This window comes from Vibrio sp. Of7-15 (genome assembly GCF_022347565.1).
GTDB lineage: Bacteria > Pseudomonadota > Gammaproteobacteria > Enterobacterales > Vibrionaceae > NORP241.
This window is the reverse complement of sequence record NZ_JAKRGH010000015.1, coordinates 29,488-45,727: the sequence shown is the minus strand read 5'-3', so window position 1 is coordinate 45,727 and position 16,240 is coordinate 29,488. Positions and strand designations below refer to the sequence as shown.

The window sequence follows — 16,240 nt, the reverse complement described above, 5'->3', positions numbered from 1 at the left end:
GAAAAATAACATTATCGCCCAGTAATAGCGGTTAGCCCCTGTATTCATGCATGAGAAAAGAAAATGAAAATTAAAGCATTATCAAAATTAAAACCAGAAGAAGGTATTTGGATGACCGAGGTTGAAAAACCGGAAGTTGGCCATAACGATCTTCTGATCCGCATTAAAAAAACCGCGATTTGTGGCACAGACGTTCATATCTATAACTGGGATGAGTGGTCTCAAAACACAATTCCTGTACCTATGGTTGTGGGTCATGAATACGTAGGTGAAGTTGTTGGCATGGGCCAAGAAGTGCGTGGTTTTGAAATTGGTGATCGCGTATCTGGTGAAGGTCATATTACTTGTGGCCACTGTCGTAACTGTCGTGGCGGCCGTACTCACCTTTGTCGTAATACAACGGGTGTTGGTGTAAACCGCACTGGTGCATTTTCTGAATTCTTAGTGATTCCTGCGTTTAACGCATTTAAGATCCCGGCTGAAATCTCAGATGATTTGGCTTCTATCTTTGACCCGTTTGGTAATGCGGTTCACACTGCATTGTCTTTTGATCTTGTTGGTGAAGACGTGCTGATCACAGGCGCTGGCCCGATTGGTATCATGGCAGCAGCAGTTGCTAAACACGTAGGTGCTCGTCACGTTGTAATTACTGACGTTAACGAATACCGCTTAGATCTTGCTAAGAAAATGGGCGTAACACGCGCTGTAAACGTGATGGAAGAGAAGCTGGAAGACGTAATGGCGGATCTTGGCATGACAGAAGGCTTTGATGTGGGCCTTGAAATGTCTGGCGTACCTTCTGCGTTCAACAGCATGCTAACAAACATGAACCACGGCGGTAAGATCTCTCTGCTAGGTATTCCACCATCAGACATGGCGGTAGACTGGAACCAAGTGATTTTCAAAGGCTTGGTCATTAAAGGTATCTACGGTCGTGAAATGTTTGAGACGTGGTACAAGATGGCTTCACTGATTCAATCTGGCCTAGATTTAACGCCTATCATCACTCACCACTATAAGATTGATGATTTCCAGAAAGGCTTCGATATGATGCGCTCAGGTATGTCAGGTAAAGTTATTCTAGATTGGGAATAATATAATACCTGATTAATAAGCGTAATTGATGAAATCCAGCAAGACGTTGTTTTGCTGGATTTTTTGCTTTTCAAGCGAAAGTGACTTCAGTTTAATCTTTATTTATTAATCACTTAGTATAGTTTTGTTGAATGTCTGACCATTGTTTTTGGACTCAACATCCCATTTTTCCCATCTCGTGAAATTTTATAAATCCAGCGTGATGTAAATCAAATATACTCGCCTCTTTTCTGTCACATTGACGTTGTCATTCGTAAAATTTACCGCAGGAGAGAGCATGGCTCTGGACTTTGAACTGAAAGAATATCTGTCGCATTTATCCCGTTTAGTAAATGTAGATTGTGGGAGTCATACTCCTGATGGTATTCAGCGTATTGCCGATATTCTTACTCCTATGTTTGAAAATATCGGCTTTACGGTTATTCGACACCAGCCCCATCCTGAGTCGGGTCCATGCTTGGAAATCACCAATAACCCTGAAGCAGATCATTATGATGTGATGTTATGCGGGCACATGGATACCGTGTTCCCTGTTGGTACTGTGGCTGAGCGACCGTTTAGCCATGATGATAAAAACGCTTATGGCCCTGGCGTGACGGATATGAAGTCGGGGTTACTAAGCGCGTGGTACGCGTTAAAAAGCCTGTCAGAAGAAAAACGAGCATCGCTGGACATCGTGATGGCGATAAATTGCGATGAAGAGATCGGCTCGGTGTATTCCAAAGAGTGGCTGCAATCTATCGCGAAAAAAAGCACCCAAGTCTTGGTGTGTGAAGCCGCAAGGCCAAGTGGCAATCTGATTCGAGCGCGCAAAGGTAACGCCAAGTACCAACTGGAATTTCATGGTATTGCTTCTCATGCGGGGTCGGCGTTGGCGGAAGGCGTGTCAGCCATTTATGAGTTGAGCCGATGGTCGCTAGCCATTAAAGACATGGTGAACCTAGACACTGGAACAACACTGAACGTTGGCCTAATTGAAGGTGGTATGGCGGTTAACGTGGTGCCTGATTACGCAAAAGCCATGGTGGATTTACGTTTCTGGAATAATGAAGAAGCAGAGCAAGTACACCAAGCATTGGTTAACATGGCGGAAAACCCGTTTGAGGCAGGTGCTAGAGTCACGGTAACCCGCCAAAGCTTTAAGCCATCGATGTTGCCTACCTCAGACACTGAAGCGTTAATTCAGTTAGTAAGCAAAGAAGCTGAAAGTTTGGGCATTCAATATGGCTGGGAAGACGCTGGTGGAGGCTCTGATGGTAATTTTACTGCGGCAGTCGGTGTGCCAACATTAGACGGTTTTGGCCCAATGGGGGCGGGTTTCCACAGTGAGAAAGAGTATTTAATATTAGATTCTATTAAGCCTCGGATTGAGCTTCTGGTTAATGTATTAGAGCAGCTGTAATTTCCTTCTTTAACGGCCTGATTGTGTTTTAGCGATCAGGCTGTCTTTTCATCCTTCCTTTCTTCCTTTCACATTCGATTAAGTCAGTCATATCTATACTCATAGTTACACAACTTGAGTTAAATAACCTGATTGGGTGATGGCGATGCAGAGAGTGGTTGTAGTGATGGTGTGGGCAATGCTTTTTTCACTGCATGTGACTGCGAAACCAAGCATCCCCTCGCTTTCTGAGCCCATCCCCATTCTTTTTTATGAAGACTTCGAGCCTTTTTCTTACCTAGACAGTAATGAGCAAGTGGCTGGCTTATACCCTTTTTTAGTTTCGAAACTTTTTGAGGAATTAGGCCATGACATTGTATTTAAAATTTACCCATGGCAGAGAGCTAAAGCCTTAGGGATGACGGGGCAGCATATTCTTGCGGGAGTGCTAAAAACCCCGTTGCGAGAGAAGGTAATGGATTATAGTGAAAACTTTTATACGGAAAAGTCGGTGGTGTTTTCCAATGTCCATGACACCAAGATTATGTTCCGTCCTGACGATATGCTCAGCTTAACCTTTGTTGTGGCAAAAGGGTGGAGCCTTGGCGACCAAGTGGACAAGATGATAGAGAAATCGCACATAAAAACGCATGAGGTGATCAATAACTCTCAGGTCATTCAAATGGTTAATGAAAGGCGGTTTTCTCATGGCATTACCGAGAAATTCATGGGGGAGCTATTTATTAAAAAAGGCAGGCTTAGGGATACAAAGTTACAGCCTTTTGTATTGCATGAAGGAAGGATTTATTTGGCGTTTGGTAAAAAATCCCCTCATCACCATTTACAGCCACAAGTTGATCGGGTGATCAGAAAATGGAAAAAACAAGGAAAATTGGATTGGTTGGTGCAGGTGTATAGTAACCGAATGAGTCCGCATGAAATCAAATCCAACGAAGCTGTAGATGCTCATCCTCAGCTTGAGGCCAATGGTTTTTAAATGCGTAAAGCGTAAGAAAGCCGACGAATGAACGTCGGCTTGTAGGTATAAAAATTATTAAGGTAATGAGCTTAGTTTACGCTAATTACTCGGCTTGCTCGTTCTCCTGAGTGGGAAATAGAGCGTACTGTAACCGCCCCTGTAACTTGTGGTTTATCACTATCACGGTAGTCATTCCAAGTTTGCCCGTTGTTTGTTGAGTATTGCAAGGCAACACCTGGGAATGGTGCGTTCATGGAAAGCACGCCATTGCTGATTTTTGCACCCGGAACAGGTAAACGGTAATCAATGCCTGCTTTTTCTAGTTTTGCAAGCTCGCGTTGACCCATGACATTAGCAAATGAAGCCCAATCTGAAGTGCGTTGGGCTTTATCGACTAAATTAGAATCTTGAGAGTACTTAACGCCTGTCTTGTAGTCGTTTTCCCAGCTTGCTTTGTGCCATGCGCGCTCTGCGGCAGCCAGCACGCGTGGGAATACCATGTATTCGTATTGTTCGTCGGTACGAACCGTTTCACTCCATAGCTGGGCAGATAATCCATAGAATGGCTTGGCGTTGATAGTGCCTTCACCTGTGAATCCGTTACCATCACGATCCAGCGAGGTTTCCGCATTCTGAGGCAGGTTTTCTGGTGCAAAGCCGAACATTTTGCGTGTGTCTGTGGCACGGGTTGCCCAGTAGTAACCGCGCTCTTTTGGATCGATCTCGTAAGGCATGTCCATGTAGACGTAGTCTGGGTTAGAAATAATGACGTCATAGCCTTTCTTCGACCAATCATACGCTGAGGCGGTGCCACCCCAGTACAGTACATCCCAGAAGTTAACTTTTACGCTCTCAGTATCAAAGGCGGTGGCATCTTTCGAGTATTTCAGCCCGTCTTGCCATGCTTGGAAATGAGGAATATTGTGCTTCGCAACGATTTCTGACACTTCTTCTGCAAAGTAGCTTGGTAAGTGTTTGTAATTTTCAACGATGCCGCTTTGGATTACGGCTTGGCACTGTGGTGATTTTGCAAAAGGCGCATCTTGCTTGGCGAGGTCTAAGTCACCTTTCCATGCGATTTTTTCTTCATCATTAATGTCTTGGAAGCCAGCATTCAATTTGATGTTTTTTGCTTCATCGCCCCCAAAATGCCAAGTTGTCAGTGGTACACCTGCTTCATTGTGCATGGCTGCAACTTCTGAGACCACCTTATCAACAAATGTTTTAGAGGACTCTAGGCAAGGGTTAATAAAGCTTTGGCGGTTGTAGAACTGCACGGTAGTGACGTTGGAAGTATCTTGCGGGTCTAGTAAGCGGTATTCGTTCGCTTCCGCCATTTTTCCTTCAGCACTTAAACGAGCGTATCGTGCTTCCATTGACATCACAGCAGCACGGGAGTGAGCTGGCATGTCTAGCTCAGGGATCACTTCAATATTACGGTGTTTGGCGTAGGTTAAAATGTCTAAATAGTCGTCTTTGCTAAAGTAGCCTGAGCCGAAGTTATCTGCATTTGCCCCTGAACCAAGTTGTGGTAACAAACACTCTTTTTCAGAAGGATCAAAGCAGCGCTTTCCACCTACGTCTGTTAGCTCTGGCAACCCCGGGATTTCTAAACGCCAACCTTCATCATCTGTTAAATGAAGATGCAGTTTATTGAGTTTGTACGCCGCCATTTGATCAATGGTTGCTAAGATGGCTTCTTTTGAATGGAAGTTACGCGCTACATCCACCATGATGCCACGGTATTCAAAGCGTGGCTCATCTTCGATGCGTAATGTTGGAATGGTGGCGTCATCAATACTGACAAGAGCAAGCAGTGACTGAACCCCATAAAAGGCACCTGCGTCATCAAAAGCAACGATGGTGGCTTTTTCTTTTGTTACCTCCAGTTTATAAGCGCCAGAGACGCCATTTTTAAATTGGTTTTTATCGAAATTAATACCGACTTGATAATCACCATTGGTGTTTAAACCAAGTAGGGCAGCACGTTTATTTAAGGCTTCTTTTTGTTCTGCTTGAATGCCAGCAGACACAATAGAAATGCCTTGGGAAAGATCGGCAGTGCCATGGGTTAAGGTTGTTTTTAGCGGAGTAGGTATGATGTGGCTAGCGACATTTTGTTGTTTAACGTCCGCATTTTTTTCAAAGCGAGATGCCGCTGTGGCAAAAATGTTGTTATCGCTAGGGGTTCTTTTTAGTAGCTCACCGTTGAGCTCATCAATGTATTGGCTGGTTTCTTCTGTATCTAGAGAGACGATATTACGTGGTTCTGCGTTAGGAGCGGTAACGAAGGCTCGTGGCATGAAGTCGGTTTCAAATAATTGCCAATACTCACCAATCATTGGAATGACAACCGTTTCACCAGCAGCAAAACCATCAAAGTTTTCGGTTGGTTCTAGTTTGTGTAAATCGCCCGTCACACGGCTGATTTTAAATTGATCGTTATCGGTTTCTAAAATTAAACGAATGCTGTGAAAGTAGATGGTCCAGTCTTTAGAATCGACGGCATTTCCTGTGTTAACTAAGGTCATATTTACCTTATTACACGATGCCCACTCTGCTTGTAGTTCCTTACAGTTAAGCCCTTCATTAGCACCGTGGTTTGTTACTACGGTGTAGTTAATGTCAAGGTTATTCGCTAGATCATCCACGGGATCTTGGGCTGTTGGGGCCATAGAGCACGCCGTTAAGCTTGCTAAGATCATGCTTGGTAGTATTGCTTTTTTAAACATCATTCACCCAGTATTTTTTTATTGAAAATTAAGTTTGAGTGAATCCTAACTAGCTTTATTTTTAGCGTGAATTAAATATTTGATAAACTTTGCTGTTAATCACAAATGCATTTTAATATTGTTAACTAGATCAATATTTACCATATATACGTATATTCATATCGTTTTGTTTACATAATTGATAATAACTTTTCTGTCATTTTTAGATCTTAATTTTGCGAGTTACTTCAATTTATTTTTGTTTTTAAGTGACTGTTATTACTATTTTTATTGAATATGATAGTGGGGAATTTAGGTGATGTGTTGTTTATTTTATGTCCTAAAATATATGAATATTAACGATGCATATAAGTTTTTTATTTGTTGTTTTTTAACATAAAATTAAATCTTTTTAGGAGTAAAAAAACGCCAGCTTACACTGGCGATTTTTGTTCTATTTGGGTTACTGCTTGAGTAGGTCGTGGATAAATAAGGCTTCCGTGACGCTGATATCGAGTTCCCAACTGTACTTTATGGCATCCCAGTCCAATTTTGAGAGCGGGTAATCACTTTCTTTACACGCTTTTTTGATATTTTCAGAAAATTCATCCCAGCTTTCTGCTCTGTTGTATTCGTTCATTAGCTTTTATTGGCAAAAAACCATTTAGTTAAGTAGCTATCAAGTGGTTTAAAAGCAGGGTTTTCCCAGCTGACCATTTGGTTCTGTGTTAATGATCCTAATGCGCCAGTATCTGAAAAGGAACTGCCATTTGAGCCACGCAGTTCTCCAGCTGGTGTATTTCGCGCTGAGTCAACTTTGTACTCATAAACTGTGCCCAGTAATGCCCCTGGGTTTAAGTTAGTAGCTAAAGTATGTACTGAATCTGGCTTTCCGTTGGAAATATCATCACCGTCATCATTAATGGTACTACCATTTTCTGTGCATGGATTTGGGGTGCCAAGTGCTCTGTTATTATCTAGTTGCTGGTTGCCATAGTTGCATTCATCGTAAGTTAAATATTCTTGATTGTTTGCTTGAGCAATAGGCTTCATCGTGGTGAGTGCAAGCTTAAATTGGTCGTATGCTTGGTTTAGCTCTGAACCCGGAGCTGAGTTTGTGTTTTGATCTATATAGTAATCATATAGTTGCATCAATTTTTGGTAAGTTGTTGGGTATTGAGTCTCATCTTTTCCTTGGTTGGTGTAGATAAGTTCAATGCCATCGATAATGGTTCCTTTTTTGTTATTCAGTTCTAAAACAAATTCCCCTAAAGGCCCATTAAGTGACTGTTCGTTCTCTATCACACCAATGACAATGCGCTTTGCTGCAAATTGATCTCGGACATCTTGGTGAGCCCATTGCATCATGTTGTTTGCTTGGTTAACAACGCGCTGTTGCTGAGCATCGTTGATCGTATTTCCGAGCTTTATAACATAAATACCATTACTAAAATTACAGTTTGGGACATCTGCTTTTGTTGAGCAGTTACTAATTGAGTCAAATACTTTTACTGTCGTTTGTGCTTGAGCAGAAGATGTAGACGAAGCTGAAGGCACGGTATTTGAGTTTGTATCTCCATTACATGCAGTAAGTGCTGAGCAAATGAGTACGGACAGCGTTGTACGGCCTAAAATCATAGTGAATCTCTTATTTTTGTTGTTGTTCTGAAAGTAATTGTTTTTTTGCAACTAAAAATAAAACGACGTTCATTTTTGGTGGATGTTACTTTATTGACCAGTTAAATAAGAAGTCAGACCACATATTGTATGTCAATAGTGTGATCTATGTCACTATATTTTTTGGGGTTAATGATCATTTATCTGAGAGGCTGCTTATTAGACTGTGGCTGTATCAGAGCTTATAAAGCAGCGTAAAATGATATTTTATGAAGGTTATAGCGATGCTTAATTGCTTTCTATGATCAGACCAAGTTGGCTAAGTAATTGTTCTTGCTGCCATTCACAAATGATGACGCCTTTTAAATTGATGCGTCTAATATCAAGCCCGTAAAGATCGGAATGTGATAGGTTGCACCCTTCGATGTTAAATTGCCCCCAGCTTTCTTCTGAAAACTCCCCACGGCTTAAGTCGGATCCTGTGAATGATGCACCTATTAAATTGGCTCCGGTCCATCGGTTTTCAAACAGTTCGCACTTCTCTAAACGGATATCTTCTAGGTTACTGTAAGACAGGTTACACCCAGTAATGTAGGCCGAACAAAAGTAGGTATGTGGAGTAATGTAGTTTGTAAAACTGGCTTGCGAAAAATCAGCGCCACTTAGATTACAGTTTCTAAATTCGGCTCCAAAACATTGGGTACCTTTAAAACTTGTCATGCCTAAGTTGCAATCTTTGAAGCTGGCTTCTTTGAGTTTGGTGTAATTGAATAGGCACCCTGTGACATCACCTGATTCTAAAAATACGCAGTTAGAAAATTCGGCCTCAGTAAGGTTAGCTCGGCTAAAATCACAACGATAAAAATGACATTGGCTGAATGTGGCCGCTTGCAGATCTTGTTCTGAAAAATCTTCGTCGTAAAAGGTTTTATTGGTAATGTTCATTGGCTAAATCTGGTGGTTGTTTTGGTGCAGAGTACTACTAAATTCGAGGGGAAATCCATTAAAAAACATCAAAAAAACAGAAAAAATAGCAGTGTTTATTTAGTGCTTATTATTGGCTCCTAATGGTGTGTTAATGCGCTTTTGTTAACGCTATTCTTATGCTCGGGTGAATTGTGTTGTTATGGCTTTATAGGTGGATTTAGGGCTGTATTTGGCGATGTGTTATTTTAGTGGCAATAAAGGTCAGAAATAGTGAAAAATGCGCCGGATTTTCAGCCACGCGCATTGAGAGAAAAAATCGTGATACCAAGGTAATGATGGCTAAGCACACAGCAAAGTTTGTAGTTCCGATAAAGAACTCACTTGGTAATGAGGTTTAATGTGTTCTGGTTGTGGCGTGTTGTGAACATTAAGCCAGCAGGTATGAATCCCCGCATTGAGTCCCCCGAGAATGTCTGAATGCGGGTTATCCCCAACCATTAGGATCTGCTCTTTAGGTGGGCGGCCGATCTGGGCAAAGGTGTGATCGAAGATCTCGATATCGGGTTTAGCAACACCGACTTGCTCAGAAATGATCAGGGCAGAAAAAGCATCTTTTAATCCGGTACGCTCTAGGCGTATGGTTTGAAGTTCGGTGAATCCATTGGTAATGATGCCCATTTTCACTTTTCCAGATAAAGAATCAATAAGCTCTTTTGCTCCCGGCAGCAGTGAACAAATGTCCGCCATTGCATTTAAGAATTCAGTATTTAACCGTTGGGTTGAAACGTTGAGCTTTTTTGCCCAAGCGTCAAAGCGAATGTTTTTAAGCTGCTCGGCAGTAATGCGTCCATCTTGGTAATCAACCCATAATGGTTTATTGACGGTTTGATATTCGGCGTAATCTTGCTTTGTAAAATCCACATTAAAGCGAGAAAACATCAGCTTTAAGCCTTGGTAGGCATCAAAGTGAAATAGGGTGTCGTCTGCATCAAACAGAATCCATTGGTACTTCATTTAGGGTCACTATTATTTATTTGGGTTGATGATGGTCACTTTATATTGTTTTTATTTGACTGATAATCCTTGCTCAAGGAAACTGATTGTTGAGTTTTAGTTGACAAAGGCCGTAATGAAAAGTTTTTCTGCAATACCTGTATTTATTGCCGTGGTGGAATGCGGAAGCTTTTCTGCCGCAGGACAAAAGCTGGGTACTTCAAAATCGGCGGTGAGTAAGCGCATTAATCAGTTAGAACATGATTTAGGGGTTCGTTTATTACATCGTACGACTCGTCGGTTAAGCTTAACGGAAGCCGGAGAGCATTATTACGATTACGCGCGCAAAGCATTTTTTGCTGCTTGTGAAGGGGAAGATGCCATTACGCAATGGCAAGGAAAGCCTAAAGGTATGCTGCGTGTTAGTGTTCCTATGTCGTTTGGTCGTCTTCATATTGCGCCCTTAGTGTCGAGATTTTTGTCGGAATACCCTGATATTCAGCTAAACATGACCATGGATGACAAAATGGTTGATTTAGTAGAAGGGGGCTTTGATATTGCTATTCGTATTGGCGATTTACCCGATTCCAGCTTGATTGCTCGGCGCATTGCTCCATGTCGAAGTGTGGTATGTGCGTCCCCTGAATATGTGGAACGCCATGGAACACCTAAAACCCCTCAAGACTTACAACAACATAATTGTTTAGTTTATTCGTATTTTCGTGGCGGCTCTGAGTGGCGTTTTTCTGGCAGAAATGGTGTGGTGAAAGTGCTTCCCAAAGGCAATTATCAAGTGAATAACAGTGCGGCAATAAGAGAGGCACTGATTACTGGGCTAGGAATAGGCCAAATGCCGACTTTTATTGTGGGGCCTGACTTGGCGGATGGGAAGTTGATACCATTATTAGAAGGCTACTCGTTACCTTTACATGCCATTTACGCGGTTTTTCCTGAGCGAAAACATTTGCCCGCTAAAGTACGGGTATTTTTGGACTTTGTGGTAAAACATTTAGGTGAAGAGCAGCCTTATTGGGACCAGTATTGACGGTTGATCCTGCCATCAGGTAGGAATTGAAAAAGAAACTGATATACTGCGCGCTCATTCACTAATTGGCATTGTAGTACATGACTCAGGCAAACAACCCATTGCACGGGATTACACTTGAAAAACTTCTGACAGAATTGGTCGAACATTATGGCTGGGAAGAGCTAGGTGCGCGCATTAACATTCGTTGTTTTAACGATAATCCAAGCATAAAATCGAGTTTGAAGTTTTTGCGTAAAACCGAGTGGGCAAGAACCAAAGTTGAGAACTTGTATATTAAAACAATGAAATGACACTAGGCTGTGCTCAGCCGCCTAGACTGCCACCGAGTTTGACTGGGTGGCAGTAACGATTTGTTAGATAAAGCGAATTTTGATGGCTTGTAACTTAACGGCTGAGTCATCCATGATGAATTCCACTAAGCGGCCAGACATTGGCTGGTTGTTATCACATACGCTGCTAGCATCGAATTGAATGTCGCCACCAAGATCGCAAGTAATAAAACCATTTTTTTGTTGTGAATTGAACGAGCGGATAATTCCGGTTTGTAAGATCATAGTATTTCCTTTGCCCAAACAATGCTTTTTAGCGTTATGTTTGTGGCTATTTCATTGAGTAAAGTTGTTTATCGCATCGCGTTATTTTTCGCGGCGGTACATATCTTTTAACTCACTGACCTTTTGTCTCTTACGCTATGAGTGATCACCTAAACTCAATAGCTCATCATTGCTCTCATGTGAAATTAATCGGCAATGGAAAGAAATCACTTCCATGATATTTTTAGTTTCTTCTATGCAGTAGGCTCTATGGAAAAACAGAGAGTTCGAAGGGTTCTTAGAAAATCACGAATAGGTCTGAGTTACAGACCACTACAGCCTAGATCAGTTAATAGTCTCTTGTAAACACTTATTTTCATTTTTATGTGATTAATATCACCTTATCTATCTTCAGAGAAGGCCTGTCGGAGCCAATTTCTGAGGCTAAGTACGCTTTCTAATTTTAGTTTTTCGGGAGCACATGCAAAATAAAAGGCTTTGTGCGGGTTTAAGACGGGGGAGCCAATTTGAGTGAGCATACCCGCCGCTAGATCATTTTTAATAAATTGATGGTGGGTAACCAGTACGCCAAGCCCAGTAATTGCGGCTTGCATTGCTTGAATGGTGGCCGCAAAGTTCAAATTATTATGATGAGTGGGTACGGAGTGCCCTGTAGCTTCACACCAAATCGTCCAATCGTCTTTTCGCCTTGGGTTGGTTACGTAGATTGCAGGGTACGTAGCTAATAATTGAGTGGTGAGATTTGTGTGATTTTTTATGGTGTTCAGCAGTTTAGGGCTACATACGAGCACTAAGTTATCGTTCCCTAAATGTTCAAGGTGGTATTGTCCCCAATCTTCTTTTTTACCGTGGATCAAAGCGACATCTACACCTTCTTTAGATAAATCAAATACAAAGGGTAAATTCGAAATTCGGATATCTATGTGCGGGTAATTTTGCTGGAATTGATCAACTTGGGGGATCCACCAGTGCAGAGCCAAAGAATTGACCATGTTTAGGGTTAAGCGATGATCATAACTGGGTGCGCTGATTTCTTCGCTGGCGGCCACGATTTCTTCGAGGGCGGGGGCCACTTTTTTGTAGTACTTCTTTCCTATGCCATTTAACCGAACTTGCCTTCCTATACGATCAAATAGTGTGCAATTAAGCTGAGTTTCCAGTGTTTTAATGGCTTGGCTGACGGCAGAGTGACTGACGTTCAGCACATTAGCGGCTTCTGTCATGCTGCCTGTTTCTGCCACCGCGACAAAAGCATAAATGGATTTGAGAGGAATGAGCTTTTTCATCTGTAAGTTTTTCTAACAAATATGGTCAATATTACTCGCTTTTTCTATGTCTGTAATCACCTTACGCTATAAGTCTGTAGAAGGAGTGTGTATGTCGTTATCTATCAAGCCTGTTACCTTTATGTTGGTGTCTACCTTTAATTTGTCATTGAGTGGGTTATTAGCCAAAACGTTAACTGGTGTTATTAGCGTAGAGTTGTTGAATCTAATCCGGTTTTTAGTACCTGCATTGATCATGTTGTGGCTGCTTTTATTGATTAAATGGGAATTGCCAACCAAGGCGAATATACGTCCATTACTGTTTCGTGCGTTTTTTATTACCCTTACTCAGTTGTGTTTTTTATATGCGATTAACGCTTTGTCTTTGGTAGAGGCGGTGGTGCTTTTTAGTACTGGGCCACTGTTCATGCCATTGTTAGAAAAAATAATATTTAGAGCCGCCATAAGGCCCATCACGATTGTAGCGATCATGATTGCGTTTGTCGGGGTGGTCATTCAAGCCGGAGTCGGGAGTGGCTTTCAGTGGCGGGTAGAGTTACTGATTGGGCTCGGCTCCGGACTGTGTAATGCTTTGTCTCAGGTGTGTATGTATCGTTCGAGTAAGAGCTCGTTATCTGCTTTGGCGGTTAATACGTGGTGCATGGTGTTTGCAACGGGGCTTGCCCTGCCAGTATTTTTGATGCATTCGATGGTGGTTAATGTCGATTCAGTGGCACTGTTTAGCGCATTAGAGAATCCAGTTTTTGTTCTTGGTGCCATTCTTATGCTCTCTATTACGGTCATTAATACGCAAATGTTTCGCGTGCGAGCTTATCAGTTAGTGGAGTCTGGTACTCAGTTAGCCCCTCTCATTTTTACTAACTTGATTTTCGCTTTTATCTGGCAGGTGGTATTTTTCGAACAAGCGCTAGAGAGTCATAAAATTATGGGAGTGATGGTTATCGTGAGCGCCATTATTTTGAATATGTTGGACTCGGCTGCATGGCTAAAGAAGTGGGGCACATATATTGTGGATAATCCTCATCGAGTGAAGCTAACCTGATGTGTAATTTTATTTTACTCAGTTTCAGTGGAGATTGAGTTCAGTGATCTAAAGGTCTGGACATGCTTTTAAAGCGGTGTACTTTACTAAGTATAAGATATATAGATATTAATTAATATATTCAGTATTAGGTGTTTAGGAGAAAGTGTTTCGTGTTACAGGATCAAAGCAAAAAACGAGCTTTAAGAAAGAGAGCGGATGAAGTAAAAGACTTTAAGTGTAAAAACCTTATCGTGGTTTTAGAAAACCCTAAAACTCTCAAAAATATTGGCTCTGTTGTTAGAAATGTAAACGCCTTAGGTGCTGAGAAAGTCTATATTGTTGATGAAAGTGGCTCGCTACCAGATGACTGGCAAGACATGCGTCATTGGAATCCACTCGTGAAGCCATCAGCCTCTGCCGTTAAGTGGAGTTTTGTAAAAAAATTTAACTCCACGGCGTCTTGTCTTGAACATCTAGAGAGTAATAAATTCGAGTCAATTGCTACTTCGCCTCACGTAAAAGGAAAAGTAAACGTAGAGTTAGGTAAAGGTAACTATACGCAAAAACGGTTGGCAGTGTGGTTTGGTAATGAGTCTAAAGGGCTAAGTGAACAAGTGATTGAATCTAGCTGTTTCTGCATTAATATCCCAATGTTTGGAATCGTTGAAAGTCTGAATTTGGGGACATCGAGCGGTATAGTTTTGTATGAAATTACAAAGCAACGCAGAGAGTTTCAAGACCGTAAATACGGGCGGAGTTAACATAACACTTAACCATATTTGCATTTAAGATGCTTTTAGATATTGCGGCATTGAGTTGTTTTCTGCCGCATACATAGACATGCGTTCTAGATAATGTTGAGGTAATAGGTATGGAACAGGCTCCAATTAAAGATGAGATCACATTTGATGACTTCGCAAAAATTGATATTCGTGTAGGGCAAATTATCGAAGTTAGCGACGTCGCTAAATCCGATAAACTCATGAAGTTAACGGTAGACTTTGGTGATCATACACGTTCAATTTTAGCCGGCATAAAACAAGAGCGAGAAAACCCAAAAGAAATCGAGGGAAAACAAGCTCTGTTTGTAGTCAACTTGCCTGAAAGAAAGATGGCAGGAGAAGTGTCGCAAGGTATGCTTTTTGATATCGGCTATGAAGACAAACTACAGCCATGCTTAGCTTGTCCGGAAACCAAAATGCCGAATGGAGCGAGAGCTGGGTAACCTTTCGGGTAGAGCTCTTTACCACATAGCTTAAATATCTGCTTAGATGTGTGTGATTTTTACTTTACCTCAACCTAGCTTGAGGTATTAAGCTTCCCTAAACGATGAAAAAGGAAGCTTATTATGCAGAATAACTATGTAAAAGAACTCGCGATTAAAACATACCAAGAAGAGCCAAAGAAGATGTATGTTGAGGCCAAGTATCAAACATTTCATACTCTTAGCTTTGTGGGTGGTATGTTATTGTCGGTAGGGTTAGTTGGCTTGTTCTAATTCTTAATTTTGCGGATTAATAAAGCGTTATACGAGGCTTTAATAGGTAGGAATATAATGAGTATTGAAAAGGATTTGATTGAGCACTTTAGTGGGTTAGATATACCTAAGAAGCTTTTATCATTACTACGTTTTGATAATGAAGTTGCGCAAAGTACGTATTTTTCTGAGGGCTTTGAGTTTTCGATTGATAGAGAAAGGTTTGGCTTAAAAACATACTCAGAGCATGAAGCCTTTCTCGATTCCATTTATGAATTTGCATGTGCAGATGGAAGCGGATCTTCCTATGGTTTTTGGTTAAAAGATGGGAATGCGAACCTTGATGTTGCACCCATAGTTACTTTTGGAAGTGAAGGCGGTTTTCACGTTGTTGCTAATAACTTTAATGAGTTGCTTCAAATACTGACGTTTGATAGTGAGCCGATGATTGATTGGGATGAAGTTGATTACTTTAAAGATCCTGACGACTTTGAACCAAGTGAAAAAAGTAAAGAATACCGAGAATGGTTAAAAAGGGTATGTGGTTTAGAGCCTATCAGCAATGCAAATGATATTGTTAAAAAGGCACAGCAAGAGCATAAAACGTCTTTTGATGCTTGGGTTGCGAATTTTTATGAAGGTTAAGCACCGAATCCGAGTGACTGCCTCACGTTTATAATCATTACAATTAAGGTGATGATTTTTACGCGTCACCTTGGATATGGATGCCAGTATGCTTGGTTAATGTTGTTCGGCATACTTGATTGTTCGTTTTACGATAAAAATCAGCAAGGATGGTGATATGGCAAGGTTTTACTTAGTTCTGACTTTTTTAGGAATACTGCTGCCTTATGGGGCGCTTATTCCGTGGTTATTCACTAACGGGGTGGATCTTCCTTTATTACTGAAAGAAGCGGTAGTAAACCCCATTAGTGTATTTGCGTGGTTAGATGTATTGGTTTCAGCGGTAGCTCTTTTGGGATTTATTGCCGTTGATGGTGGTAGAAATAAAGTAAAATATCGGTATTTGGCAATGCTGGGAACGGTGTCCATTGGCGTGTCTTGTGGTTTGCCTTTGTATCTCTATCTTAAAGAAAAGCAGTTAACACCGCTGTTGAGTGGGTAAGGTATCATTGTTGATGCTATAA

At 41.4% G+C, this 16,240-nt stretch carries 18 protein-coding genes; 11 read left to right on the top strand and 7 right to left on the bottom strand.

Annotation, left to right across the window (positions count from 1 at the left end):
• The first annotated feature begins 63 nt into the window (after window positions 1–63).
• From tdh to MHO82_RS15515, 3 genes are all read left to right on the top strand, one after another.
• Complete coding sequence (gene tdh / locus MHO82_RS15525) at window positions 64–1,095, top strand: L-threonine 3-dehydrogenase (RefSeq protein WP_239185060.1); 1,032 nt, start codon at window positions 64–66, stop codon at window positions 1,093–1,095.
• A 277-nt stretch (window positions 1,096–1,372) separates the two neighbouring features.
• Window positions 1,373–2,497, top strand: coding sequence for a M20 family metallopeptidase (locus MHO82_RS15520; protein ID WP_239185058.1), 1,125 nt, complete (start codon window positions 1,373–1,375; stop codon window positions 2,495–2,497).
• A 145-nt stretch (window positions 2,498–2,642) separates the two neighbouring features.
• Window positions 2,643–3,473 (top strand): transporter substrate-binding domain-containing protein, encoded by an 831-nt coding sequence (locus MHO82_RS15515; protein WP_239185056.1) that lies wholly within the window; start codon window positions 2,643–2,645, stop codon window positions 3,471–3,473.
• Between the two features lie 71 nt (window positions 3,474–3,544).
• On the opposite strand, the gene MHO82_RS15510 is transcribed toward MHO82_RS15515, so the two are convergent.
• From MHO82_RS15510 to yjjG, 5 genes are all read right to left on the bottom strand, one after another.
• Window positions 3,545–6,187 (bottom strand): beta-N-acetylhexosaminidase, encoded by a 2,643-nt coding sequence (locus MHO82_RS15510; RefSeq protein WP_239185054.1) that lies wholly within the window; start codon window positions 6,185–6,187, stop codon window positions 3,545–3,547.
• Between the two features lie 442 nt (window positions 6,188–6,629).
• Window positions 6,630–6,806: a hypothetical protein gene (locus MHO82_RS15505; protein ID WP_239185052.1), complete on the bottom strand. Its 177-nt coding sequence runs from the start codon at window positions 6,804–6,806 to the stop codon at window positions 6,630–6,632.
• Window positions 6,806–7,804 carry a histidine ammonia-lyase gene (locus MHO82_RS15500; protein ID WP_239185050.1) on the bottom strand — a complete coding sequence of 333 codons (999 nt, stop codon included), beginning with the start codon at window positions 7,802–7,804 and terminating at the stop codon, window positions 6,806–6,808. Before MHO82_RS15500 ends, MHO82_RS15505 begins: the two co-directional genes overlap by 1 nt.
• Window positions 7,805–8,071: 267 nt before the next feature.
• Window positions 8,072–8,728 carry a Qnr family pentapeptide repeat protein gene (locus tag MHO82_RS15495; protein ID WP_239185048.1) on the bottom strand — a complete coding sequence of 219 codons (657 nt, stop codon included), beginning with the start codon at window positions 8,726–8,728 and terminating at the stop codon, window positions 8,072–8,074.
• A 321-nt stretch (window positions 8,729–9,049) separates the two neighbouring features.
• Entirely contained in the window at window positions 9,050–9,724 is a 675-nt protein-coding gene (gene yjjG / locus MHO82_RS15490; protein WP_239185046.1) for a pyrimidine 5'-nucleotidase, read from the bottom strand.
• Window positions 9,725–9,839: 115 nt separating this feature from the next.
• Between yjjG and MHO82_RS15485 the strand changes: the two genes are divergently transcribed.
• Together MHO82_RS15485 and MHO82_RS15480 are read left to right on the top strand one after the other, a co-directional pair.
• Entirely contained in the window at window positions 9,840–10,748 is a 909-nt protein-coding gene (locus MHO82_RS15485) for a LysR family transcriptional regulator (protein ID WP_239185043.1), read from the top strand.
• 80 nt (window positions 10,749–10,828) lie between these two features.
• Window positions 10,829–11,041 (top strand): VF530 family protein, encoded by a 213-nt coding sequence (locus MHO82_RS15480; protein ID WP_239185041.1) that lies wholly within the window; start codon window positions 10,829–10,831, stop codon window positions 11,039–11,041.
• A gap of 63 nt (window positions 11,042–11,104) precedes the next feature.
• Here the strand turns inward: MHO82_RS15480 and MHO82_RS15475 are convergent, their stop codons facing one another.
• Window positions 11,105–11,305, bottom strand: a complete 201-nt coding sequence (locus MHO82_RS15475; RefSeq protein ID WP_239185039.1) for a cold shock domain-containing protein — start codon at window positions 11,303–11,305, stop codon at window positions 11,105–11,107.
• Between the two features lie 380 nt (window positions 11,306–11,685).
• A complete protein-coding gene (locus MHO82_RS15470) occupies window positions 11,686–12,591 on the bottom strand; it encodes a LysR substrate-binding domain-containing protein (protein WP_239185037.1) in 906 nt (301 codons plus the stop codon).
• A gap of 91 nt (window positions 12,592–12,682) precedes the next feature.
• Between MHO82_RS15470 and MHO82_RS15465 the strand changes: the two genes are divergently transcribed.
• From MHO82_RS15465 to MHO82_RS15440, 6 genes are all read left to right on the top strand, one after another.
• Window positions 12,683–13,633, top strand: coding sequence for an EamA family transporter (locus tag MHO82_RS15465; protein WP_239185034.1), 951 nt, complete (start codon window positions 12,683–12,685; stop codon window positions 13,631–13,633).
• Window positions 13,634–13,785: 152 nt separating this feature from the next.
• Complete coding sequence (locus MHO82_RS15460) at window positions 13,786–14,376, top strand: TrmH family RNA methyltransferase (RefSeq protein ID WP_239185032.1); 591 nt, start codon at window positions 13,786–13,788, stop codon at window positions 14,374–14,376.
• A gap of 110 nt (window positions 14,377–14,486) precedes the next feature.
• Entirely contained in the window at window positions 14,487–14,840 is a 354-nt protein-coding gene (locus MHO82_RS15455; protein WP_239185030.1) for a tRNA-binding protein, read from the top strand.
• 123 nt (window positions 14,841–14,963) lie between these two features.
• Window positions 14,964–15,113, top strand: coding sequence for a hypothetical protein (locus MHO82_RS15450; RefSeq protein ID WP_239185028.1), 150 nt, complete (start codon window positions 14,964–14,966; stop codon window positions 15,111–15,113).
• Between the two features lie 57 nt (window positions 15,114–15,170).
• Window positions 15,171–15,737: a hypothetical protein gene (locus MHO82_RS15445; RefSeq protein ID WP_239185026.1), complete on the top strand. Its 567-nt coding sequence runs from the start codon at window positions 15,171–15,173 to the stop codon at window positions 15,735–15,737.
• A gap of 157 nt (window positions 15,738–15,894) precedes the next feature.
• The gene (locus MHO82_RS15440; protein ID WP_239185024.1) at window positions 15,895–16,218 is read left to right on the top strand and encodes a DUF2834 domain-containing protein; all 324 of its coding nucleotides are present in this window, start codon (window positions 15,895–15,897) and stop codon (window positions 16,216–16,218) included.
• The last annotated feature ends 22 nt before the right edge of the window (window positions 16,219–16,240 follow it).